Here is a 24,072-nt window from a genome sequence, read left to right on the forward strand (position 1 = left end):
CCCTCCCCCGGCAGGCTACCGGCGCGGCACCGGTCAGCGGCCCCGCAGCCGCCGTACGAGGATGCTCGCGTCGCCGCGCGACTCCAGGTCGGCCAGCACCACGGCCACCGCCTCCCGGACGATGCGCCCTCGGTCGACGGCCAGCCCGTGCTCACCGCGCAGCACGAGGCGCGCGTGCTCGAGGTCCATCAGTTCCTCGGCCGACACATAGACGGTGATCTTCTCGTCGTGGCGTTCCCGGCCGCTGGGCCGGCGGTTCGCTCCCCGCCCGCCCCCGCGTCCGCGCTGCGGCTGGACGGTGGTGGTCGCTTCCTGCGGCGGCGCGGTACGGGCCCGGGGCGGGGCTGCGGCAGCCCGGTCGTCCCCGTCGGCGCGGCTGCGCGAGCCGCCGCCGTCGGCGTCCGCCGCGGAGTGCTCCTCGCGGGACGCCCCTGCGGGTGTGTCATCACCGCCCGGTGCGCCGCCCTGGCCGCTCTCCGCCGCATCACTTCCTGCGGCCGGTGCGGGAACCCGCCCCTCGGCGCCGGCCTTGCGCCGCCGCTCGGCGGAGGAGGCCTGCAGGCCCGTGCCCCCGGTGGTACGGAACAGCTCGTCGGCCCCCGGCAGACTCACTCGGCGTGACACCGGGCGAGCACCTCCCTGGCGAGCTGGCGATAGGCGGCGGCACCGACCGAGTTCGACGCGTACGTGGTGATGGGTTCACCGGCGACCGTCGTCTCGGGGAAGCGCACCGTGCGCCCGATGACGGTGTGGTAGACGTGCTCGTCGAAGGCCTCGACGACGCGCGCGAGTACCTCACGGCTGTGCACGGTGCGGGAGTCGTACATGGTGGCGAGGATGCCGTCCAGCTCCAGCTCGGGGTTGAGCCTCTCCTGGACCTTCTCGATCGTCTCGGTGAGCAGTGCCACACCGCGCAGCGCGAAGAATTCGCACTCGAGCGGGACTATCACCTTGTGAGCGGCCGTCAGGGCGTTCACGGTGAGCAGGCCGAGCGACGGCTGACAGTCGATCACGATGTAGTCGTAATCGGCCAACAGCGGCTTGAGAGCACGCTGCAGCGTCGACTCCCGGGCCACCTCGCTCACCAGCTGCACCTCGGCGGCCGAGAGGTCGATGTTGCTGGGGAGCAGGTCCATGTTGGGCACGGCCGTCTTCAGCAGGACCTCGTCGGCCGCCATGCCCCGCTCCATGAGCAGGTTGTAGACGGTGAGGTCGAGCTCCATCGGGTTGACGCCCAGACCTACGGACAGGGCTCCCTGCGGGTCGAAGTCGACGAGCAGGACGCGCCGGCCGTACTCCGCGAGTGCGGCGCCCAGGTTGATGGTCGACGTGGTCTTGCCGACGCCGCCCTTCTGGTTGCACATCGCGATGATCTTCGCGGGGCCGTGCTCGGTCAGCGGACCGGGAATCGGGAAGTACGGCAGCGGCCGGCCGGTCGGGCCGATCCGCTCGCGGCGCTGGCGTGCGGCGTCGGGCGCGAGGGTGGCCGCGTATTCCGGATCGGGCTCGTATTCGGCATCGGGGTCGTAGAAGTGCCCCTCGGGCACCTCGGCGAAGTCGGCGAAGTGGTCAGTCTTTCGGCCACTCTCGTTGCCGGCCATGGCGTTCACGTGTAGGCCGTCCATCATCTGGGGGGCTGTCGTCATGTGCTGGTGGGTGGCGAAGGTGCGGACAGCGACGGAGCCGACAGCTTCGAGCCCGATCGGGCTCAGACCCCGTGCAGGCATCCCTGGTTGACTGCTCCCGGGAGTAATTGTCGACTCATTCACAAGTCGTCTTACCTCCTTGGATGTGACCAGGAAACTTATCGATAGGTCAGCGTGGCACCATGCCGACGATTGGCGACTCTATGGCGTGTCACCGGTTCGCAGCAACACAATCCGCCGGACCCGGCCCGATGTGTCGGCAATCGAACACCCCTCTGTCAAGAGCACGGAGCGCCCGGGGCGCACCTTTCGCGGGGGTGCAAAAAGGGTAGAGGGTTACGTCTCCGGCGGGTCGGGCCGGGGCCCCTCATGCGCCCGGCCGGACCTTGCTGGGCAAGGTCCGGCCGGGCGCGCGAGGTTGACGGAGAGGGTTGACCGCTCAGCCGAGAAGCGTGCTCAGTTCGACGTGGTCGAGACCGTGCGCCTCGGCCACCTCGCGGTAAACCACTTGGCCGTCATGGGTGTTGAGACCCCTGGCGAGCGCGGCGTCACGTCGCAGGGCATCGGCCCAGCCCCGGTTCGCGAGCTCCAGGATGTAAGGAAGCGTGGCGTTCGTGAGGGCGTAGGTAGAGGTGTTCGGCACCGCGCCCGGCATGTTGGCGACGCAGTAGAAGACCGAGTTGTGCACCATGAAGGTCGGCTCGGCGTGCGTCGTCGGATGCGAGTCCTCGAAGCAGCCTCCCTGGTCGATCGCAATGTCGACAAGAACACTTCCGGGCTTCATCTTGGCGACGAGCTCGTTGGTGACCAGCTTCGGCGCCTTCGCACCCGGGATCAGCACGGCGCCCACGACGAGATCGGCCTCGACGACGGCCTTCTCGAGCTCCAGCGCGTTCGAGACGACCGTCCGCACCTTGGTGCCGAAGATCTTGTCGGCCTCGCGCAGCTTGTTGATGTCCTTGTCGAGCAGCGTGACGTGGAAGCCGAGCCCGACGGCGATCTGCGTGGCGTTCCAGCCGGAGACTCCGCCGCCGATGACGACGGCCCTGGCCGCCCCCGTGCCGGGGACACCGCCGGGGAGCACACCGCGCCCGCCGACCGAGCGCATCAGGTGGTACGCGCCTACCTGCGGGGCGAGGCGGCCGGCGACCTCGGACATCGGGGCGAGCAACGGCAGCACGCGGTTCGCGGCCTCGACGGTCTCGTACGCGACGGCGGTCGCGCCCGATTCGAGCAAGGCGTCCGTGCACGCGCGGGAGGCGGCGAGGTGCAGATACGTGAAGAGCGTCTGCCCCTTACGGAGGCGGTGGTACTCCTCGGCGACCGGCTCCTTGACCTTGAGCAGCAGGTCCGCGGCGCTCCAGACCTCGTCGGCGGTGGGCAGGATCCGCGCGCCGGCGGCGACGTACTCCTCGTCCGGGATGGAGGACCCCTCGCCGGCGTGCCGCTCGACGAGGACCTGATGGCCGTGACGGACCAGCTCATGCACTCCGGCAGGGGTGATCGCCACCCGGAACTCGTTGTTCTTGACTTCGCGCGGGATGCCGACCTTCACGTCGATCACGGTCCTTGACTCGGAGAATGGCTCGGACATAACGGGAGATACCCGCATGAACCAAGCATAAGGGGAGACACCACAGAGATCTGCGGCAGAGCCATCATTAATGAAGGACTTCTCGCTGTCCAGCCTTACAAAGCATTAAGTTTTGATCTAAGCACTACGGATTTCGCAGGTCTAACCCTCCTTGACCAGCGGTCCGGCTCTCCACTCCCAGCAGTCTGTCGGCTGCCGCCCGGTGCAGCCGAGCCGCCGCCGGGTCCCCGAGCCGGTCCAGGGTGTCCGCCAGCCTGAGCTCCAGCGCGGCCTGGAGGCGCACGTCACCCGCCCGGCGCGCCAGGTCGACCGCCTCCTGGCAGGTGTGCAGGGATTCCTGCGGCCGGCCCGCGTACTCCTGCACCCGCGCGGCCTCGCTGAGCGCCCGCGCCTGAGCCGGGAGGTCCCCGAGCCTGCGGTGGCCCGCCGCGGCCGCACGCCAGTTGCGCAGCGCCTCGCCGTAGCGCCCTGCGTACGTGTGGACCGCTCCGAGCCGCCCGTACAGTCGCGCCTCGTCGGCCCGCTCCCCCTGTGTGAGCCGCTGCGCGAGCGCCCGGCCGTACCAGTCGGAGGCCCGGTCGAAGTCCCCCAGCTCCGCGTACGCACCACCTGCGGATTCCATTGCCCTGCCGGTCGCGTAGAGGTCGTGTGCCGCGCGTCCGGCGTCCAGCGCGGCCCGGTAGCGTGCCAGCGCCTCCCGCGTACGGCCGGTCCTGGCGTCCAGATCGGCGAGGTTGAGCAGGGCGGCGGCCTTCTCCCGGGGCAGGTCGCGGCGCTCCGCGACATCGAGGACCAGCCCGTGCAGCCCGTACAGCACAGGGGCGGCTTCCTCGGTGCCCCGGTGCGCGGCCAGGGCGCGGACGAGGGCGGCGACAAGGCGGCGGGCCAGGGTGTCCAGGTCCCCGTCGCACACCGCGGCCCGGGCGGCGGCCAGCAACGCCGGCTCGCGGATCCGCAGCCACTCGGCGGCGGACTCCGGGTGGGGGAAGCGCAGCGAGCGCGGCAGTCCGGCGAGCTTGCGGCGGGCCGGGGAATTCTCGGGATCGGTGACCGCTCGGCATGCCTGGAGCCGGCGCACGGTCCGCTCCAGCATCCTGGCCCGGGCCAGCTGGATCTCGGCGGGCCTCTCGTGCTCCTCCAGCACGGCGCGCACCATTGGGGCGAGGCAGCCGGGCACCTCGTACTGCGGCAGCTCGGCGCCGTTCGTCCGGAGCAGCCCGAACCGGACGAAGTCGTCCATGGTCGTCTGAGCGGCCGACACCGAGCACCCGGCCAGCGCGGAGGCGGTGTGGGCGTCGGCCAGCCCGGCGGGCGCGAGGGCGAGCAGTCGCAGTATCCGGGCGGCGGTCGGCGGGAGCGAGTCGTGGACCAGCCGGAAGGCTCGGGCCAACGGCCGGGACCCGGTGGGCTGTTCGGGGTCGTCCCGCTGATCGCGCAGTTGCTTGGCCACGTCTGCGACCGACGCGCCGGGCCGTGCGGCGAGCCAGCCCGCGACCAGGGTCAGGGCGGCGGGCTGCCCCCCGCACTCCTCCGTGAGTGTCTCGGCGGTGCGCGGATCGACCGTGATGCGGACCTGGCCGATGGTGCGGGCGAGCAGTCGCACGGCGGAGCCCGCGTCCAGCCCCCCGATGGTGCACGGGCGGACGCCGGGGATCCCGGTGAGGGGGCCGGTCGCAGTGGCGACCACCAGGCAGTCCGGGTTGTCCGGCAGCAGCGGATCGACCTGTCCCGCGTCCACGGCGTCGTCGAGGAGGATGAGTGCGCGGCGTGCGGCGAAGGCCTCGCGGACCATCTCGGAGAGCTCGTCCTCGTCCGCTCCGGGCGGGCCGGTGACGGACAGCAGGTCCAGGAGTGCGCGCGCGGTCCGCTCCACGGGGACGCGCTCGCCGCCGGGTTCGGTGAGCGAGACCCGGAACACCCCGTCGGGATAGTCACCGGGTTCCGCGAGCCGGCGGGCGAGTTCGGCGGCGAGGGCGGTACGTCCGGATCCGGGCCGTCCGGCGATCAGCAGGACCCGGGCGCGTGCGGCTTTGCGGCCGGCCAGGGTGTCCAGGCCCGCGCGCGCGATGTCCTCCTGAAGGGCTTTCAACTCGCGCACGCGCCCGAAGAATTGCGATGGGGCTACGTCCGGCGGCTTCTTGGCTCCTGCCGTCCCCGCCACGTCGGCCGGGCCGCTGGTGTCCACCGCCTGATCGGTCACGGGCCACGCTCCACTTCTGCACGCGGTTGCCCGCCGGAACTCCGGTCGGGGCCTTTCGAGCGTAGTTCAGTGGTGCGGACGATCACGGTCGAGCGGTACCGGCACATCCCTCGATCGGATCAGCATTTCGTACGATTGGCTCCTGGCCGGCCCGTTGCCGGCCCGCCCCGACGGGGACGGGCCGGGTCGGAATTCGTACGGGCGGGCCGGACGGAGCGGGTCAGGCCTCGAACGGGCGGGCCGGCCAGGGCGCCTCGGCCGGGCGCAGCGAGTCCACGCCGTCGCCCGCGAGCACCGCGGTGAGCGACAGGACACCCACGACCAGGCAGTTGTTGTGCAGGTCGCCGGCGAGCACACCCCGCACGAGCTCCTCGAGGGGCACCCGTGCCTGCTCCATGTCGGCCTCCTCCTCGGAAACCTCGAAGCGCTCGCCGTCGGCCACGGAGAGGTCCCGGGCGAGGAAGATGCGCACGGCCTCGTCGCAGCCGCCGGGCGTGGTGTAGACGTCGGTCAGCACCCGCCAGTCCTCGGCCTTGACGTGCGCCTCCTCGTACAGCTCGCGCTGCGCGGCGTGCAACGGGTTCTCGCCGGGGATGTCGAGCAGCCCCGCCGGGATCTCCCACAGCTTGTGGCGCACCGGGTGCCGGTACTGCCGCAGGACGAGCACCCGGCCCTCCGCGTCGAGCGCGAGCACGGCCACGGATCCGGGATGGACCTGGTAGTCGCGGCTGTGGACGCTCCCGTCGGGCATCACGACATCGTCGGTGCGGACGCTGGTCTTGTTACCGGTGAAGGGGGTCACCGTCGCGGTGACCTGCCACTCCTCGGGCGTGTCCTGGAAACCCATGTACGTCCTCCCACGAACGAACAGAAACCGGGGCACGCATCCGGTGAAGGATCCGCGCCCCGGTCAACCGTAGCGCCTTACGCGTCGGCGTCCGTCCCGTGTGCCGCGACCTTGCGCTCCACGGCGGCCTTCACCAGGCCGGCGAAGAGCGGGTGGGGGCGGGTCGGACGGGAGCGGAGCTCCGGGTGCGCCTGGGTGGCGACCAGGTAGGGGTGCGCCTCGCGGGGGTATTCGACGTACTCGACGAGCTTGTTGTCCGGGGAGGTGCCGGAGAAGACCAGGCCGGCCTTCTTCTCCAGCTCGGCGCGGTAGCCGTTGTTGACCTCGTAACGGTGGCGGTGGCGCTCCTCGACGTACGGCTCACCGGCGTAGGCCTCGCGGACCAGGGAGCCCTCGGCGAGCTTCGCCGGATACAGGCCCAGCCGCATGGTGCCGCCCAGGTCCCCCGCGCCCTCGACGTATGCGAGCTGCTCCTCCATCGTGGAGATGACGGGGTGGCCCGTGGCGGCGTCGAACTCGGTGGAGTTCGCGTCGGGGATACCGGCGAGGTTCCGCGCGGCCTCGATCACGATGCACTGGAGGCCGAGGCAGAGGCCGAGCAGCGGCACCTTGTTCTCGCGGGCGTACTGGATGGCGCCGACCTTGCCGACCACGCCGCGCTCGCCGAAACCGCCGGGGATGCAGACGGCGTCGACGTCGCCGAGCTGCTTCTGGGCACCGGCCGGGGTCTTGCAGTCGTCAGAGGCGACCCACTTGACCTTGACCCGCGCCTTGTTCGCGAAGCCGCCGGCCCGGATGGCCTCGGTGACCGAGAGATAGGCGTCGGGCAGGTCGATGTACTTGCCGACCAGGGCGACGGTTACCTCGTGGTCGGGGTTGTGGACCCGGTCCAGGAGGTCGTCCCAGGTGGTCCAGTCGACATCACGGAACGGCAGGTCCAGCTTGCGTACGACGTAGGCGTCCAGGCCCTCGGTGTGCAGCACCTTGGGGATGTCGTAGATCGACCGGGCGTCCGGGCAGGCCACCACGGCGGTCTCGTCGACGTCGCACATCAGCGAGATCTTGCGCTTGATGGCGGTCGGGACGTCACGGTCGGCGCGCAGCACGATGGCGTCGGGCTGGATACCGATGTTGCGCAGGGCCGCGACGGAGTGCTGGGTCGGCTTCGTCTTCAGTTCACCGGACGGGCCGATGTAGGGCAGCAGCGAGATGTGCACGACGAAGACGTTGTCGCGGCCCACCTCGTGGCGGACCTGGCGGACGGTCTCCAGGAAGGGCAGCGACTCGATGTCGCCGACCGTGCCACCGACCTCGGTGATGACGACGTCGACGTCGTCGGTCGCCATGCGGCGGATGCGGTGCTTGATCTCGTTGGTGATGTGCGGGATGACCTGGACGGTGTCACCGAGGTACTCACCGCGCCGCTCCTTGGCGATGACCTGCGAGTAGACCTGACCGGTCGTGACGTTGGCCGAACCGTCGAGGTCTACGTCGAGGAAGCGCTCGTAGTGGCCGATGTCCAGGTCGGTCTCGGCGCCGTCGTTGGTGACGAACACCTCACCGTGCTGGAAGGGATTCATCGTGCCGGGGTCGACGTTGAGATAGGGGTCGAGCTTCTGCATGGTGACCCGCAGGCCACGTGCCTTGAGCAGGGCACCCAGGCTGGAGGCAGTCAGACCCTTGCCGAGGGAGGAGGCGACACCCCCGGTGACGAAGATGTGCTTGGTCGTCGTGGATGTGGGCTGCATAGCCAAAGGGGGCTCCCGTGGTCGCGATCGTGAGGTGCGTACCGGCATGCCGTACGGAGAATTCCGGAGGCGCCGTCGCTGCGGTTCGGGGGCCTCGTCCACTGCGGGGACGGCCACCGGTCCACGGGCTACCAGGGTAACAGCGACGAAAGGAGGCCGCTTCCGGCCATGCGCCCACCGGTGCGGACACAAGATCACCACGGGTCCGTTTCAGGTCCCACCCATTCGCCGGTGCCAGGCGACGGACAAGTTGTGGACAGTCGCGCGGAACCCCCTGGTGCGTCGTATCCTGCTCAAACACTCGCTGCCGAGTTGGCCGGCCCAGCGGCACCACCCCAGCCCGCTCACCCGTGCAAGAGCTCGTCGGTTCTACTACAACGACCCCTTGACCAGCAGTAAGCGCCCTTCGGGGCGACATGGCCGTTCGACTGGAGACGCACGTGGCCGGGCGCATCGAGGATTACGCACTCATCGGAGACATGCAGACCGCAGCCCTGGTCTGCCGGGACGGCACAGCGGACTGGCTGTGCCTGCCCCGCTTCGATTCACACGCCATTTTCGCCGGACTTCTCGGTACCGAGGAGCACGGTTTCTGGCGGCTTGGACCCGCCCGTCCCGAGGGGGCGGAGCCACCGAATGCGGACCGGCGCCGCTATCGCGGCGACTCACTCATCCTGGAATCGGAATGGGACACCCCCCGCGGCACGGTCCGCGTGACCGATTTCATGCCGCCTCGTGACGGAGCGCCGCAGCTCATCCGCATCGTGGAGGGCGTGAGCGGCCGGGTACCGATGCGCTCCGAACTGCGGATGCGTTTCAGCTACGGGCGGGTCACCCCCTGGGTACACAAGGTCGACGGCCGCACGGTCGCCGTCGCGGGTCCCGACTCGGTCTGGCTGGACACGGACACGGACACGTACGGTCAGAATCTGACCACGTACTCCGACTTCACCGTGTCCCCCGGTGACCGGATCGCGTTCACCATCAGCTGGCAGCCCTCCCACCACGAGCCGCCCGCCATGCCGGAACCCGAGGCCTCCCTGGAGGCGACGGAGAACTTCTGGCGCGAGTGGGTCGAGCAGTGCACGTACCACGGTCCTTACCGTGAGGCGGTCGTCCGCTCGCTGATCACGCTGAAGGCGCTCACCTACGCACCGACCGGCGGCATCGTGGCGGCCCCGACCACCTCCCTTCCGGAGGACATCGGCGGCTCACGGAACTGGGACTACCGCTACACCTGGCTGCGGGACGCGGCGATCACGCTCTCCTCCCTGCTCCGCACGGGGTACCGGGAGGAGGCGCGCGCCTGGCGCGAGTGGCTGCTGCGGGCCGTCGCGGGCGACCCGGAGAACCTGCAGATCATGTACGGCATCGCGGGTGAGCGCGAGCTCGGCGAGGCGGAGCTGGACTGGCTGCCCGGATACGAGAACTCCGGCCCGGTCCGGGTCGGTAACGGCGCCGCGAACCAGCTTCAGCTCGATGTGTACGGCGAGGTCACCGAGGCGCTGCACCTGGCGCACATGACGGGGCTGACCCGCAACGACTACGCGATGGGCCTCCAGCTCAAGCTGATCACCTATCTGGAGAAGCACTGGGACGAGCCGGACGAGGGCATCTGGGAGGTACGCGGGCCGCGTCGGCACTTCGTGCACTCCAAGGTGATGGCCTGGGTCGCCGTCGACCGCACGATCAAGCTGATCGAGTCCGGGGACGCGGAGGGGCCGCTGGAGCGGTGGCTCCAGTTGCGCGACGACATCCACCGCGATGTCTGCGAGCGGGGTTACGACCCCGAACGCAACACCTTCACCCAGTCCTACGGTTCCCAGGAGCTGGACGCGTCCCTGCTGCTGATTCCGCAGATGGGATTTCTGCCTCCGGACGACAAGCGCGTCATCGGCACGATCGAGGCGATCCAGCGGGAGCTGTCCACGGAGGACGGTTTCGTCCTGCGTTACCCGACCGAGGGGGACGACGCGGGCGTCGACGGCCTGGAGGGGGACGAGGGTGCGTTCCTGGCCTGCTCGTTCTGGCTGGCGGACGACCTGGCGATGATCGGCCGGGTCGACGAGGCCCGTCGGCTCTTCGAGAAGCTGCTGGCCCTCCGCAACGACCTCGGCCTGCTGGCCGAGGAGTGGGACTCCGGCCTCCAGCGGCAGGTGGGCAACTTCCCGCAGGCGTTCAGCCATGTGCCGCTGATCGACACGGCGCTGCGGCTGACGGCCAGCGGGGCGTACGCCGGCTGATCGGCGGCCTGCCCGGCCGTCGCCTGCGTGCACGGCCGGGCAGGCCAGGACCCCGGCGCGGTCGTGACCGATGACGTCCCGCCGGCGAGCCCGGTGACCGGCCGGAGAGGCAGCTGCGCACCGTCAGTGGTGACCGACCGGTCCGGCCGTGGAGAAGGCCGGGCGAAGTCCCTTCCGAAGGACGCGACAGGACGCTGCGGAAGGGCCGATGTCCCCGGCCGGACCTAGGATGGAAGGGCCCTGTCACGCACGGCGAAGGGGACACAGCATGACGCCCCGAAAATCTCTGCCGGACGCCGCCCTCACGGCCCTCCGCTCCGATTTCACCGGTGAGGTCCATGCGCCCGGGGACACGGGCTACGACGAGGCCCGTACCGTCTTCAACAGCATGATCGACCGCAGACCCGCAGTGGTGGCGCGGTGCGCCTCGGAGGCCGACGTCGCGCGGGCGCTCGCGGTCGCACGTGACCAGGAGCTGGAGGTCGCGGTGCGCGGGGGTGGTCACAGCGTCGCGGGGATGGCTCTGAGCGAAGGCGGTCTCGTGATCGACCTGCGCCGCATGCGCTCGGTGAGCGTCGACCGGGACGCCCGGTCGGCTCGCGTCGGCGGCGGCGCCGTCATGAGCGACCTGGACCGGGCCACCCAGCCGTACGCCCTGGCGACCACGGGCGGCCGGGTTTCCACCACCGGCGTCGGTGGCTTCACCCTGGGCGGCGGATCGGGGTGGTTGGAGCGTGTCTTCGGGCTGGCCTGCGACAATCTGCTGGCCGCCGACGTGGTGACGGCGGACGGCGGCACCGTACACGCGAGTGCGGACGAGAATCCGGAACTCTTCTGGGCCCTGCACGGCGGCGGCGGCAATTTCGGCGTGGTCACCTCACTGACGCTGCAGCTGCACGCCCTGCCGGCGATGAGTATGGTGTTGCTGCTCTTCCGCCCGGAGAACGGTTCCGAAGCGGTCCGCACGTACCGCGACGTGATGGAGTCCGCCCCGGACGCGGCGGGCGGCGCCTGCATCTACATCACCGGGCCGCCCGAGGAGTGGGTGCCCGAGACCCTGGTGGGCCATCTCGTGTGCGCGACGCTGATCACCTTCGCCGGCACGCAGTCGGAAGCACGCGACGTGGCCGCGCCTCTGCTGGCGCTGGAGCACGAGTCGGAGGTCGTCGACACGATTCCGTACGCTGACCTGCAGTGCATGCTCGACGATCCGCCCGGCATGCGGAACTACTGGTCAGCGGAGTATCTGGACGGATTCCCCGACGAGGCGACGGCGGCCTTCTGCGCGGGCGCGGCGACGCTGCCCGTGCCCACGAACTCCCAGCATGTGCTGTTTCCCATGGGCGGCGCGGTGGCGCGGGGACCCGCCGACTACCCGCTGCCGTGGCGCTCCTCGCCGTGGGCCGTGCACCCCTTCGGCGTCTGGGAGAGCGAGTCCGACGACGAGCAGGTCAGACAGTGGGTGCGCGAGGTGCGCAGCGCGATGATGCCATGGGCGAACGGCGCGGTGTATCTCAACTTCATCGGCCGCGAGGGGCAGGAACGGGTCGTGGCCGGGTTCGGTGAGCGCGCCTACGAGCGGCTGTCCCGCGTCAAGGCCCGGTACGACCCGGACAACCTGTTCCACCTCAATCACAACGTCAAGCCCGCGGTGGCCATGGTGTGACGAGCCCCGGCGGGGCCCGGTAGCTTCTGACCGAGGCCGTTCGCGCCTCATGTACACGAGCGCGCGGGCGCAGAAACGGAAGCACGAGGCCGGAGCCGGTGGAGACAGAGGGCGGGATCACCGTGCGGCGGGCGCTGGGGCTGCCGGGGCTGCGCGGCGGGCTCCCGGAGGTCTTGACGTGCGCGGACCGGCTGGACCGCACGGTGCGCTGGGTGCACGCCGGTGAGGCGCCGAACATCCCCGCCCTGCTCAAGGGCGGGGAGCTGCTGCTCACGACGGGGCTCGGCCTCGGGTCCCGGTCCGGCGACCAGCGCGCCTTCGTCCGCAAGCTGGCCGACCGCGGTATCGCCGCCCTGGTCGTGGAGCTCGGCCCACGCTTCAGCCGGCTGCCCGCGGCGATCGTGGAGGCGGCGCGGACGGCGGGACTGCCGCTCGTCCAGCTGCACCGCGAGGTGCCGTTCGTGGCGGTGACCGAGGAGATTCACACCGAGATCGTCAACGGTCACTACGCGCTGCTCCAGCGGGCGGAGGAGGTCCACCGGCGGTGCACCGAGGCGGTGTTGGGCGGCGGTGGGGTTCCGCAGGTCCTGGGGATCCTGGCGGACTTCGCCGCCAACCCGGTCTTCCTGGAGACTCCGGACGGCCGGCTGCTGTTCGCGGCGGGGGCCGGGAAGGGGCCGGTGGGCGCCGAACCACTGCAGGTCTGGGAGGGGCTGCGCGGGGCACCCGCGGCCCGTGAGGCGCCACCGGCCGGTGCGGTCCTGGTGGAGGTGCCGGGAGGTGGCCTCGGGACGGGTTCCGTACGGGCCCGGCTGGTGCTCCTCGCGGTGGCGGGCCCGCTGGTGACGGTGCACCGGATGGCGGCCGAGCGGGCGGCGGGCATCCTGGCGGTCGTGCTGATGCAGGCCCGCCAGGAGGACGAAGTGGCGGCGCGGGGACGCGGTGACTTCCTCACGGACCTCGCCGAGGGGCGGATCGCTCCCGGGGACGCTCCCGCACAGGCGGGGGTACTGGGGTTCAGGCCGGGCGGGGACCCGTTGCTGCCGGTGGTGATGCGGCTCGCCCCCGAGCCGGCTCCGTCGGGCAGCTGGGCGCTGCTGGCCCGGGCCGTGGCGGAGGAGCTCGCCGCGGTGGGGGCGCCCGTGCTGGTGGGGGTACGCCCGGTGGAAGGCCGGGTTCCGCTGCTGCTGGCGCTGCGCCCGGGGACGACGCGCGCGGCGCTGGCGGACCGGGTGGCGGCGGCGCTGCGGGCCGGGGCCGACCGGGCGGGCCTGGAGGGGGCCGGGGACCGTACGCCGGTGGTCGTGGTGGTCGGGGCCGCAGGCGCCTGGGCGGCGGCGGGCGCGGGGCTGCGGCACGCGGCGGAGGCGGCGACGGCCGCGCAGGGGCTCGCGGAGCGCCCCTGGCACGACGCACGCCGCCTGGACATCGACCTGCTGCTGTGGCGGCTGCGCGACCATCCGGACCTGGAGTCCTTCGTGGACCGGGCGATCGGGCCGCTCCGCGAGCACGACCGGACATCGCGCCCCGCGCTGCTTCCCACGTTGGAGGCGTACCTCGCCCACGCGGGCCGGAAGGCGGAGGCGGCACGCGAACTGCATCTGAACCGGCAGACGCTCTACAACCGGCTGGCCCGCGTCGGCGAGCTGCTCGGCACCGATCTCGACGACCCGCAGTCGGTGCTCGCCCTGAGCCTGGCCATGCGGGCCCGCCGCCACACCCGCTGACTGAGGCCTAACCCGCCAGGGGCTGCGCCAACTCGTCGTAGACGGAAAGCACATGGGCGATCGTGTCGTCCTCGGTCGGCCAGCTCGCGGCCTGCGCGCGCCCCGAGACGGCGAGCCGCTCCCGCTGCCCCGGGTCGCCGAGGAGCCGCACGACGGCGCGGGCCAGCGCACCGGCGTCCCCGGAGGGAATGAACTCGGCCGCCTCGCCGACGAGTTCGGGCAGGCCGTCGGCGCGGGCCGCGACCAGCGGGATGCCGAGCCGCAGGGCTTCCCGGGCGAGCAGCGGCCCGCCCTCCCCCTGTCCCGACAGCACGGCGATGTCGGCAGCGGCGAGTAGTTCGCCGATGCCCGCCGAGCCGCCGGCCGCGACGACGGGCAACCCCTCCGCCGCGATCCGGCGCCGCAGGGCACCGGCCCGGGGCCCCTCCCCCACGACGGCCAGCAGGGGCACGGGGTCCATTGCGCTCCATTCGCGTGCCGCGTCCAGCAGCGTCTCGTGACCGTGCTGAGCCACCGACACCAGCAACGGCCTCCCGAGCGCGCCCAGTTCGGCGCGTGTCTTGCCGTCGTCCGGGGGATCGGGTGCGCCGGGGAAGCGGCTCGCGGGGATCGCGGCCGGCGCGAGCCGTGCGTCCCTGGCGCCTCGGCGGCGGGCACGGTCGACCAGCTCCCACGAGTTGCCCAGCACGACGGCGGCCGCGCGGGCGGCCCTTCGCTCCATCATCCGCAGCAGTCGCCCGCGGGCGCCCTCGGCATGGGCGCGGGTGTGCCAGGTCACGACCAGCGGGGTGCCCCGGCCGCTCAGCGCGATCCCGGCGCGTACGGCGGCGTGCAGCCCGTGTGCGTGGACGATGTCCGCCCCGGTGCAGGCTGTACGGAGCGCGGCGACGGCCGCCGGGTCGCTGCGCCGGGGCACCGCCACGAAGCGGGCGCCCGTCGCGGGGAGGCCATGGGCGCAGCCGGAACCGGCCGGGGCGCAGACGGTGACCTGCACACCTCTGGCGACCAGACCCGCGGCGAGCGAGCTGACATGAGCGCTGCTTCCGGCACCGCCGCCCAGGACTTGGACCGTACGCAGCTGTGACACGTTGATTGGCTCCCGGGGCTGCCGAGTCGGCGGTATGTACAGCGCCAAGGATGCCAGTCCGCACGCACGTTCCGGCACCGACGAAACGTTCTTCCCGTCGTCGCGGCAACAGCGGATCAGGCCGCCCCACTCGCACGAGTGAACAGGGCGGCGCGGAATTGACGCCCGTCGGCCCGCTATCCGTCGGCCCGCGCGGTCTCCAGCAGTTCCTCGGCGTGCGCCCGGGCGGTCTCCGAGTCCTCCTGGCCCGCCAGCATCCGGGAGAGTTCGCGCACCCGGTCCTCTCCTTCCAGGACCGTGACGCCGCTCCTGGTCACCGAGCCGTCCACGGTCTTCTCGACCAGCAGCTGCCGGTCGGCGAAGGCCGCCACCTGCGGCAGGTGGGTGACCACGACCACCTGCGCGGACCTGGCGAGCTTCGCCAGCCGCCGGCCGACCTCGACGGCCGCCTTGCCGCCGACACCCGCGTCGACCTCGTCGAAAAGATACGTCGGCACGGGATCGGAGCCCGCGAAGACCACCTCGACGGCGAGCATCACCCGGGACAGCTCACCGCCCGAGGCTCCCTTGGCGATCGGCCGGGGCTGGGCCCCTGGGTGCGGTGCCAGCAGGAGCTCCACCTCGTCGGCACCGGACGGCCCGTAGAGCACGCTCCGGCCACCGATGTCGATGCCGGACGCCGCGTCCGGCGCCTCGGTCTGCCGGATGGCGAAGGAGACCCGTGCGTGCGGCATCGCGAGCGACGCCAGCTCCTCCGTGACGGCGGCGGCGAATCGCGCCGCCGCCTCCGTCCGCGCGTCGGTCAGCTCCTGCCCGAGGACGGAGAGCTCGGCACGCAGCGCGTCACGCTCCGCCGTCAGCTCACCGATGCGGTCGTCGTCGCCCTCCAGCTCCGTCAGCCGGGAGGCTCCGTCCTCGGCCCAGGCGAGCACGGAGGCTGTGTCCTGGCCGTACTTGCGGGTGAGCGCGGTGAGCGCAGCACGCCGCTCCTCCACGGCGGCGAGCCGCAGAGGGTCGGCGTCCAGCTGATCGGCGTAACCGGCGAGTTCCCCGGCGACGTCGGCGAGCAGGATCGAGATCTCGCCGATCCGGTCGGCGAGCGCGGCCAGGGCCGGGTCGTGCGCCCGTACGGCGTCCAGGGACCGTCCGGCGGCCGCCACCACCGTGGTGGCGTCCACGCCCTCCTGGTCCTCCGGATCGCCCGCGAGCGCCGCGTGGGCCAGGGCCGCCGCCGAGGCGAGGGACTCCGCGTGGCCGAGCCGCTCGGCCTCCGCGGCGAGGGCTGTGTCCTCCCCGGGCAGCGGCTCCACGGCGGCGACCTCTTCGAGACCGAAGCGCAGCAGGTCCGCTTCCTGGGCCCGCTCCCTGGCCCGGGTGGTCAGTTCGTCGAGCTCCGTGACGACCGAGCGCAGCCGCCGGTAGGCCGCGGCGTACTCGGTGTGCGGGCCCTCCACACCTCCGCCGGCGTAACGATCAAGAGCCTGGCGCTGCCGGGCGGGCTTCAGCAGTCCCTGCTGGTCGGTCTGGCCGTGCACGGCGACGAGTTCGTCGGCGAGCTCGGCGAGCACTCCCACGGGCACGGATCTGCCCCCGAGATGTGCCCGGGAGCGCCCTTCCGCCGAAACGGTACGGCTGATGAGCAGCGCACCGTCCTCGATCTCGCCCCCGGCTTCCTCGGCGCGCACCGCCGCCGCGTCGCCCGGGGACACCGTGATCCGCCCCTCGACGACCGCGGCTTTGGCACCGACCCGCACCAGGGCGGGGTCGGCGCGCCCGCCGAGCAGCAGCCCGAGGCTGGTGACGACCATGGTCTTGCCCGCGCCGGTCTCACCCGTCACCGCGGTGAAACCGGGTGACAGCTCCACCACCGCGTCGTCGATGACTCCGAGCGACCGTATCCGCATCTCCTCCAACACGGACATGACCTTACGAGGTCCGGAGCCCGGTGTGCGACGGACCCCTGCGACGGATTCACTCACGCGGGTGTGCGCAGCCGCTCGGGAAATCAGTGCGGAGCGCCCCGCCAGCCCTGTACGGGCAGCGCGAACTTGGCCACCAGACGGTCGGTGAACGACGCCCGGTGCAGCCGCGCGAGCCGTACGGGCACCGCTCCGCGCCGCACCTCCACCCTGGCCCCGGCGGGCAGCTCGACGGTCCGGCGCCCGTCGCACCACAGCACCCCGTGCGGGGTGTGCGGCTGGACCTCCACGGCCAGCACGGAGTCGGGCGAGGTCACCAGCGGCTTCGCGAACAGCGCGTGGGCGCTGATCGGCACCATGAGCAGGGCCTCGACCTCCGGCCAGACGACGGGGCCGCCCGCCGAGAAGGCGTACGCGGTCGAGCCGGTCGGGGTGGCGCAGACGATCCCGTCGCATCCGAAGCCGGTCACCGGACGGCCGTCGATCTCCAGGACGACCTCGAGCATCCGCTCGGGCGAGACCTTCTGGACGGCGGCCTCGTTGAGCGCCCAGTCCGTGTGCACGACGTCACCGTTGCTGTGCACGACGACGTCGAGGGTCATGCGCTCCTCGACCCGGTACGCCCGGGTGACGACCCGGTCGACGACCTGGTCCAGGTCGTCACGCTCCGCCTCGGCGAGAAAGCCCACCCGTCCGAGGTTGACGCCGAGCATCGGCACGCCCGAGGCGCGCGAGATCTCGGCGCCGCGCAGCAGCGTCCCGTCCCCGCCGAGCACGATCAGCAGTTCGCAGCCGTCCACGGCCGTGGGCGTCGCGTCCGTGACCGTCACCACGGAGGGCGGCAGCGGCAGGTCCTGTGCCTCCACGGCCAGTACCCGGACGCCGAGGCCGTGCCGCAGCAGGCCCTGGACGACGAGCTCGGCGCTGCGGATCGCGGCCGGGCGGCCGGTGTGCGCCAGCAGGAAGACAGTGCGTTCCTCGTTCTCGGGTTGTGCCGCATGCGTCGTCAACGGGGCCCCTCCGCCACTGCACGGTCGACATCCGCGGGGTCCAGCTCAGGTGCGCCGGCCCGCAGCCACAGAAAGTACTCGACATTTCCCGACGGGCCGGGCAGCGGGCTCGCCGTCACCCCCTGGACACCGAGGCCCAGCAGTCCGGCCCGGCGTGCCACTTCCCGTACGGCTTCGGCCCGCAGCTCGGGGCTGCGGACCACACCGCCGCTGCCGAGGCGTTCCTTGCCCACCTCGAACTGCGGCTTGACCATGAGCACCAGGTCGGCGTCGGGGGCGGCGCAGCGCGCGAGGGCGGGCAGGACCAGGCCGAGCGGGATGAACGACAGGTCGCCCACCACCAGGTCCACCGCCTTCCCGTCGATCTGCTCCAGCGTCAGCTCCCGTACGTTGGTGCGGTCCTTGACGGTCACGCGTTCATCGGACTGCAGTGACCAGGCGAGCTGGCCGTAGCCGACGTCGACGGCGACGACGTGGCAGGCGCCGGCCCGCAGCAGTACATCGGTGAAGCCACCGGTCGAGGCCCCGGCGTCCAGTGCCCGCCGTCCCTCGACCTTCAGTCCCAGGGGAACGAAGGCGGCGAGGGCGCCCGCGAGTTTGTGCCCGCCTCGCGAGACGTACTCCGGGTCTCTGTCGTCCTTGACGACGACGACCGCGGCGCTGGTCTCGACCTGGGTGGCGGGCTTGGTCGCGGTGTTCCCGCCGACGGTCACCCGCCCCGCTGCGATCAGCTGGCTCGCGTGCTCGCGCGAGCGGGCCAGCTTGCGGCGTACCAGCTCGGCGTCGAGGCGGCGACGTGCCACTCCTGCCACGTTCGGTTCAGCTCCTGATGTCGTTCGCGGGTGTCGGTGCGGGTGCGGGCCGTGCGTCCAGCGCGGTCAGTTCGTCGCGCAGCCCACCGTGTACATCCTCGTACACCTCGGCGTGGCCGTCCGCCGAGAGGTGGTCCACGTCGGCCAGCCGCTCCAGCCGCGCGTCGACACCGGGGTGCCCGGTGGGGGTGCGTGCGATCCCGAGGGGTGCGGGCGGGACGGGGCCGAACGAGAGTGCGGGTGGCGCGGCGGGCGGCGCCACGACCGCTTCGTCCGCCTCGTCCCGCTGCGCCGTGTCCGGCCCCGGCATCCAGTCGCTCATGCGGGAACGCTACCTCGTAGGGCCGGTGTACCGTCGGTGACGATGGCGACCATGGAGGAGTGCCGCAGCGCACTCGACACACTTTCCGGCAATCTGGCGGGGGCCGACGGCGACGTACGCGGCGCCGCCGACCTCGATCGCTCGCTGAGCTGCCACATCAGGGATCTCGACGTGACGTTCACCGGACGGCTGGCGGACGGCCGGATCCAGGTGAGGGACACGTACGACGGCCCGCCCAGGGAGAAGGCCGAGATCCGGCTCGCGATGACCGGGGACGACCTGGTGGCCATGGTCGACGGCGAGCTGAATTTCGCGAAGGCCTGGGCGTCGGGCCGGGTGCGGCTGGAGGCCGGCTTCCGCGATCTGCTGAAGCTCAAGTCACTGCTGTAGCCCTCGGGACTCGGACGGAGGCGGCGTTCGCTTTGTGCGGGCGGCGGGGACGTTCGAGCGGTGTCCCCGTCTCGGGGTCGTCGATGACCTGGCACCGCAATCCGAATACCGCCTCCACCGGCTGCACGGCGACCAGCGTGCGGCCCCGCGTCTCGTGCTCCGCGCAGAGGTCGCGTACGTCGGTCCGGCGCTGACCACCGCACAGCTCGTCGACGTAGAGAGTAGCGGCCGCGCGGGACGAGATCGGCGGCGGTGATGCCGTCCGGGTCTATGGAGGACCGGGGCAGGATGGACTGCCCGTCCAGTGCGTCGCACCTGTACGCCCGGGGCGTGGGCGGCGTCGTCGATCAGCCCCAGCACGGTGCGCGGGACCCGTGGATCTCGTACGAGGACGTCAGCGCGGGTGCCCGAACAGTGGAACAGCCGTGCCACACCTCGGAGGGCGGGGGGCCTTGGCGCCGATCGCGCCACTCGGAGGCACAGCAGCACCAGCACGCCCACCGCGACCAGCAGGCCCGCGGCTCGTACGGCATGGCGACCGGCCGCACAGGTTCGTCCGGCGCGGCCGCGCCGGCGGCGAACGCTTCAGAAGAACTCTCGACCAACACCGAGTCAGGGGGCCTGCCCTCTCACTTCTCGGCTCCCCCGTGCCGCACGAGCTCCGGTGCTAAAGGTCCAGTCCGGCCACGGCCTTCCCCGCGTCCAGCCCGCACGAGCCCGCCCCGGCGTGCGTCCACGCCGCTCCGCACAGGGCCCGCAGCCCGTCGATCGCGTCGCCGTGGCCCTCCAGCCAGAGCGCGTCCCCCCGCACCAGGGCCGTCCAGCCGCCGCAGCGGAAGCCCCCGTCCTCCTCCGACACCTCGGGCTGCCCCGTGAGCAGCCCCCGCAGGTCCCGGTCCACATACGCCGGGCGGTATTTGGGTTCGGCCGCGATCAGCTGCGCCGCGTCGGTCACCCCGGTGAGGACGAGCAGCGAGTCCACCCCGCCGTTGAACGCGCCCTCGATGTCCGTGTCCAGCCGGTCCCCGACGACCAGCGGCCGCTGCGCCCCGGTCCTCAGCACCGTCTCGCGGTGCATCGGCGGCAGCGGCTTGCCCGCGACCTGCGGCTCGGCGCCGGTCGCGATCCGTACGACCTCCACCGCGGCACCGTTGCCCGGAGCGATGCCCCGGGCGCCCGGGATCGTCAGGTCCGTGTTGGACGCGAACCACACGGCCCCACGCGAGATCGCGTACGCCGCCTCGGCGAACCGGCCCCACGCCAGATCGGGCCCCCCGAACCCCTGCGCCACGGCGACCGGGTCGTCGTCCGCCGACTCCACCGGCACCAGGCCCCGTTCACGCAGTGCGACCCGCAGCCCTTCGCCGCCGACCACGAGCACCCTGGCCCCCGAAGGCAGCTGATCGGCCATCAGCCGGGCCACCGCCTGCGCCGACGTGATCACATCAGCAGCATCGGCCGGCACCCCGAGCTCCGTCAGGTGCTCCGCCACCGCGTCCGGCGTCCGCAGCGCGTTGTTCGTCACGTACGCCAGATGCATGCCGTCTGCACGCGCGCTGCCCAGCGACTCGACGGCGTGCACGATCGCATGCCCCCCCGCGTAGACCACCCCGTCGAGATCGAGCAGGGCGGTGTCGTACGCCTCACTCAGCGCCACGGCGCTTCCGAGCGGCCGGGACCTGTACTGCTGCTGACTCATATGCCTGTGCTCCTCTTTCCATGCCTCTCCCCCGATCATCGCGCATCGCCGGAGCGCACATACGATGCCCGGATGAATACAACCGGGTGCGGCGCCGGCCAGGGGCTACGGCTTATCCCCTTCCGCGGACTGCGATACGTCCCCGAGCGGGTCGGCAGTCTGGCGGCGGTGACCTCACCTCCGTACGACGTCGTCGTACGTCCGGACGGTCTGCACCACCTCGAGTCCGCGGACCCGCACAACATCGTGCGACTGATCCTCCCGCAGGCAGGCACGGCCGCAGAGCGTCACCGGCAGGCCGCCGAGACCCTGCGGCGCTGGCTCGCGGAGGGCGTTCTCGCCCCGGACCCGGTGCCCGTGCTCTACGTCTACGAACAGCGTGCGGGCGACATCCTCCAGCGCGGTGTGATCGGGGCCCTGGCGCTCTCCCCCGCGTCGGAGGGCGTGGTCCTGCCGCACGAGGACGTCATGGCCGACGTCGTGGAGGACCGCGCCGACCTGATGCGCACCGCAGCCGCTCACCTCGAACCCCTGCTTCTCAGCTACGCGGGCGACGGCGGGCCGAGCGGTACGACGGCCGTGATCGAGCGGGTGGTTCCACGGCTTCCGCTCCTCACCACGACGACCGAGGACGGATTCAGCCACCGCCTCTGGGCCGTCACCGATCCTGCGGAGCAGGCGGAGATCGAGTCCGATCTCTCCCACCGCCAGGCGTTGATCGCCGACGGCCACCATCGCTGGGCCACGTATCTGCGGCTCCAGCAGGAGCAGTCCCTCCCCGGCCCCTGGGACTTCGGTCTCGTCCTGCTCGTGGACACAGCCCGCTATCCGCTGCGGGTGCGCGCCATCCACCGGCTGCTGCACCGCCTCCCGGTAGCCCAGGCGCTCCGCGCCCTCGACGGCCGCTTCCGCGTCCGGCCCGTCGACGGGCGGCTGCACAGGGCACTCGACGTTCTCGCGGATGCCACCACGGAAGGCAATGCGTTCCTTCTCGCGGGCGACGGCCGCTTCCATCTGATCGACCGGCCGGACGAACAGCTGCTGGCCCGCACGGTGCCCGCCGACCGCCCGGCTGCCTGGCGCTCACTGGACGCGACCGTGCTGCACTCCACACTCCTCGACGACGTGTGGCGGATCCCCGACGCCCCCGAGCACATCGCCTACATCCACGACGCTGCGGCGGCCGTCGAGCAGGCGGAACGGCACGACGCCACGGCTGTACTGATGCATCCGGTGCGCGAGGACGTGGTCCGGGACCTGGCCAGACAGGGCGTCACGATGCCCCGGAAGTCGACCTCGTTCGGCCCCAAGCCGGCCACGGGGCTGGTCCTGCGCAGTCTCGGCGCCGGCTGACGTACGACGCGTCCGAAGTGTGCGTCGGGGTGCTCTCCCGAAGGGCCGCGCAGCGTGGGCGGTTTCCAGGGGGCGGCGCACCCCGGTGGCGAGGCCCCACCGACGACGGCGAAGCCGTCTCGCTCGTCGACCGCGTCCCGCCGGAGACGGGGCGGCTCGACATCATGGTCGACGCGGCGGGCATCATGCTCGTGGCCCGGCTCTGGAAGCGCCTGCCGACGAATGGCAGCACGATGTCGAGCTGAACGTCTCCGCCCTGCTGAACCTGACGCACGCTGCCTGCCGCACCTGGCCGCCGCAGCCCTGGGCGAAGGGCGCGGGGTGGCCGACCTGGTGAACGCCGTCACACCTGGCGAGGCGCTCCGCCAGGAACTCGCCGACCGGCACGTCCGGGTCAGCTCCTCGAACCCGGAGCCCTCGCCACCGAACTCACGGACCGCATCCGCGACGGCGTCCGCGAGCGTCACCCGTCCACGCCACGTGGCCGTCAACGAACTCCTCGTCAGGCCGACCGACCAGGCCTGCCTCGGTTGGCCCTGGCTGAGGCACGGAACACAGAAGGGGGCGGCACCGCTGTGGGTGCCGCCCCCTTCATGTCCTGCGCCTCAGTGATGCTCAGGCCTTCGCGGATCCGTCCGCGTCGCCGTCCTCGTCGTCCTCATCCTGGTCGTCCGAATCGTCTTCGTCGTCGGTGCCTTCGTCGTCCTCGTCCTGAACGCCCGTGGCCAGGCCTCCGGCGGAGGCCGGGTCGCCGATGTGCTCGTCGTCATCACCGAGCACGTCGACGAACTCCACCCCATCGAGTGCGGCCAGCCGGTCGGACGCGTCGGTCGAACCGTCCTTGTCGGCCTCCAGGGCCTTCCCGAACCACTCACGGGCCTCGTCCTCGCGACCTGCTTCCAGCAGCGCGTCAGCGTAGGCGTAACGCAGACGCGGCGTCCACGAGTGGACTGCGCTGGAGGCGAGCTCGGGGCTCTGCAGCGTCACGATCGCGGCGTCGATCTGCCCCATGTCCCTGCGGGCGCCCGCGGCGACCAGGCGCATCTCGACCTGCCCGGCCTTGTCCAGCTTCTGCACCTCGGGCTCGCCGGCCATGGCCATGGCCCGCTCGGGACGGCCCAGTCCGCGCTCGCAGTCGGCCATGACGGGCCACAGGTCAACGGAGCCGGTCATCCGACGCGACGCCCGGAACTCGGCCAGGGCTTCGGCGTACCTCTGGGTGGCGTACGCGGCGAAGCCCGCCGCCTCGCGCACTGCGGCGACCCTCGAGGCCAGACGCAAAGCGATACGCGAGTAACCGTAAGCCTGCTCAGGGTCCTCATCGATCAGACGGGCGACCATGACAAGGTTCCGTGCGACGTCCTCGGCGAGGGTCTTCGGCAGGCTCATCAGCTCCTGCCGGACGTCCTTGTCGATCTCGTGGCCGGTGACGTCGTCGGGGATGGGAAGCCGCTTGATGGGCTCACGGTCCCGGTCGTCGCGGCCCTGGTAACCGCCGCGGTCGTCGCGGCCGCGGTAGCCACCGCGGTCGTTGCCCCGGTCGTCGTCACGACGCGGACCGCGGTCCCGGTCATGACTCCGGTCGTCGCGGCGGAAGCCACCGCCGCCGGTGCTGCCACCGCGGTGGTCGTCGCGGCGGGGACCGCTGGGGCGGTTGTCGTCGCGGCGCGGACCACGCGGCCGGTCGTCACGCCGCTCGAATCCACCACTGGAGGGACGGCTGCCACCCCGGTCATCACGCTGACCACCGCGGTACCCACCACGGTCGTCCTCCCGACGCGGAGCACGGTCATCGCGGCGGAAGCTGCT

At 71.9% G+C, this 24,072-nt stretch carries 19 protein-coding genes and 1 pseudogene; 6 read left to right on the top strand and 14 right to left on the bottom strand.

Going from position 1 to position 24,072, the window contains the following annotated elements:
* Nucleotides 1-33: 33 nt before the first annotated feature.
* The 6 genes from ACWD04_RS22240 to ACWD04_RS22265 all read right to left on the bottom strand — a co-directional run bounded on the left by ACWD04_RS22240 (nt 34) and on the right by ACWD04_RS22265 (nt 8,035).
* Nucleotides 34-624 (bottom strand): hypothetical protein, encoded by a 591-nt coding sequence (locus ACWD04_RS22240; protein WP_451134467.1) that lies wholly within the window; start codon nt 622-624, stop codon nt 34-36.
* Nucleotides 609-1,727 (bottom strand): ParA family protein, encoded by a 1,119-nt coding sequence (locus tag ACWD04_RS22245; RefSeq protein ID WP_451134469.1) that lies wholly within the window; start codon nt 1,725-1,727, stop codon nt 609-611. Before ACWD04_RS22245 ends, ACWD04_RS22240 begins: the two co-directional genes overlap by 16 nt.
* A 358-nt stretch (nt 1,728-2,085) precedes the next feature.
* Nucleotides 2,086-3,201: an alanine dehydrogenase gene (gene ald / locus ACWD04_RS22250; RefSeq protein WP_451134513.1), complete on the bottom strand. Its 1,116-nt coding sequence runs from the start codon at nt 3,199-3,201 to the stop codon at nt 2,086-2,088.
* 163 nt (nt 3,202-3,364) lie between these two features.
* Nucleotides 3,365-5,440, bottom strand: coding sequence for a tetratricopeptide repeat protein (locus ACWD04_RS22255; RefSeq protein ID WP_451134471.1), 2,076 nt, complete (start codon nt 5,438-5,440; stop codon nt 3,365-3,367).
* A 220-nt stretch (nt 5,441-5,660) separates the two neighbouring features.
* Complete coding sequence (locus ACWD04_RS22260; protein ID WP_451134473.1) at nt 5,661-6,287, bottom strand: NUDIX domain-containing protein; 627 nt, start codon at nt 6,285-6,287, stop codon at nt 5,661-5,663.
* 77 nt (nt 6,288-6,364) lie between these two features.
* On the bottom strand, nt 6,365-8,035 hold the full coding sequence (locus ACWD04_RS22265; protein WP_451134475.1) for a CTP synthase: 1,671 nt from the start codon (nt 8,033-8,035) through the stop codon (nt 6,365-6,367).
* Between the two features lie 440 nt (nt 8,036-8,475).
* On the opposite strand from ACWD04_RS22265, the gene ACWD04_RS22270 reads away from it, so the two are divergent.
* The 3 genes from ACWD04_RS22270 (at nt 8,476) to ACWD04_RS22280 (ending at nt 13,671) form a co-directional block, all read left to right on the top strand.
* Nucleotides 8,476-10,278 (top strand): glycoside hydrolase family 15 protein, encoded by a 1,803-nt coding sequence (locus ACWD04_RS22270; RefSeq protein WP_451134515.1) that lies wholly within the window; start codon nt 8,476-8,478, stop codon nt 10,276-10,278.
* A gap of 268 nt (nt 10,279-10,546) precedes the next feature.
* On the top strand, nt 10,547-11,944 hold the full coding sequence (locus ACWD04_RS22275) for an FAD-binding oxidoreductase (RefSeq protein ID WP_451134477.1): 1,398 nt from the start codon (nt 10,547-10,549) through the stop codon (nt 11,942-11,944).
* A 98-nt stretch (nt 11,945-12,042) separates the two neighbouring features.
* Entirely contained in the window at nt 12,043-13,671 is a 1,629-nt protein-coding gene (locus ACWD04_RS22280) for a PucR family transcriptional regulator (RefSeq protein WP_451134479.1), read from the top strand.
* Nucleotides 13,672-13,678: 7 nt separating this feature from the next.
* Here ACWD04_RS22280 and ACWD04_RS22285 read toward each other — a convergent pair whose 3' ends face one another.
* The 5 genes from ACWD04_RS22285 to ACWD04_RS22305 form a co-directional block, all read right to left on the bottom strand.
* Nucleotides 13,679-14,758, bottom strand: a complete 1,080-nt coding sequence (locus ACWD04_RS22285) for a glycosyltransferase family 4 protein (protein ID WP_451134481.1) — start codon at nt 14,756-14,758, stop codon at nt 13,679-13,681.
* A 176-nt stretch (nt 14,759-14,934) separates the two neighbouring features.
* Nucleotides 14,935-16,680, bottom strand: coding sequence for a DNA repair protein RecN (gene recN / locus ACWD04_RS22290; protein WP_451134483.1), 1,746 nt, complete (start codon nt 16,678-16,680; stop codon nt 14,935-14,937).
* Between the two features lie 83 nt (nt 16,681-16,763).
* Nucleotides 16,764-17,687: an NAD kinase gene (locus ACWD04_RS22295; protein ID WP_451134485.1), complete on the bottom strand. Its 924-nt coding sequence runs from the start codon at nt 17,685-17,687 to the stop codon at nt 16,764-16,766.
* Nucleotides 17,684-18,499 (bottom strand): TlyA family RNA methyltransferase, encoded by an 816-nt coding sequence (locus ACWD04_RS22300; protein WP_451134487.1) that lies wholly within the window; start codon nt 18,497-18,499, stop codon nt 17,684-17,686. Before ACWD04_RS22300 ends, ACWD04_RS22295 begins: the two co-directional genes overlap by 4 nt.
* Before the next feature lie 7 nt (nt 18,500-18,506).
* Nucleotides 18,507-18,821 (bottom strand): hypothetical protein, encoded by a 315-nt coding sequence (locus ACWD04_RS22305; RefSeq protein WP_451134489.1) that lies wholly within the window; start codon nt 18,819-18,821, stop codon nt 18,507-18,509.
* A gap of 42 nt (nt 18,822-18,863) precedes the next feature.
* On the opposite strand from ACWD04_RS22305, the gene ACWD04_RS22310 reads away from it, so the two are divergent.
* The gene (locus tag ACWD04_RS22310; protein ID WP_451134491.1) at nt 18,864-19,211 is read left to right on the top strand and encodes an SCP2 sterol-binding domain-containing protein; all 348 of its coding nucleotides are present in this window, start codon (nt 18,864-18,866) and stop codon (nt 19,209-19,211) included.
* Here the strand turns inward: ACWD04_RS22310 and ACWD04_RS22315 are convergent.
* Together ACWD04_RS22315 and ACWD04_RS22320 are read right to left on the bottom strand one after the other, a co-directional pair.
* Nucleotides 19,195-19,501 (bottom strand): annotated as a pseudogene (locus ACWD04_RS22315) (hypothetical protein); the annotation flags it as partial. The gene ACWD04_RS22310 and the pseudogene ACWD04_RS22315 sit on opposite strands and share 17 nt — an antisense overlap.
* 377 nt (nt 19,502-19,878) lie before the next feature.
* On the bottom strand, nt 19,879-20,910 hold the full coding sequence (locus ACWD04_RS22320; RefSeq protein ID WP_451134493.1) for an HAD hydrolase-like protein: 1,032 nt from the start codon (nt 20,908-20,910) through the stop codon (nt 19,879-19,881).
* Between the two features lie 72 nt (nt 20,911-20,982).
* Between ACWD04_RS22320 and ACWD04_RS22325 the strand changes: the two genes are divergently transcribed.
* Complete coding sequence (locus ACWD04_RS22325) at nt 20,983-22,263, top strand: DUF1015 family protein (RefSeq protein WP_451134495.1); 1,281 nt, start codon at nt 20,983-20,985, stop codon at nt 22,261-22,263.
* Between the two features lie 29 nt (nt 22,264-22,292).
* On the top strand, nt 22,293-22,508 hold the full coding sequence (locus ACWD04_RS22330) for a hypothetical protein (protein ID WP_451134497.1): 216 nt from the start codon (nt 22,293-22,295) through the stop codon (nt 22,506-22,508).
* Between the two features lie 370 nt (nt 22,509-22,878).
* Here the strand turns inward: ACWD04_RS22330 and ACWD04_RS22335 are convergent, their stop codons facing one another.
* Nucleotides 22,879-23,652, bottom strand: coding sequence for a hypothetical protein (locus ACWD04_RS22335; protein WP_451134517.1), 774 nt, complete (start codon nt 23,650-23,652; stop codon nt 22,879-22,881).
* Nucleotides 23,653-24,072 lie beyond the last annotated feature (420 nt).

The sequence above is a fragment of the Streptomyces sp. NPDC002911 genome (assembly GCF_053591835.1).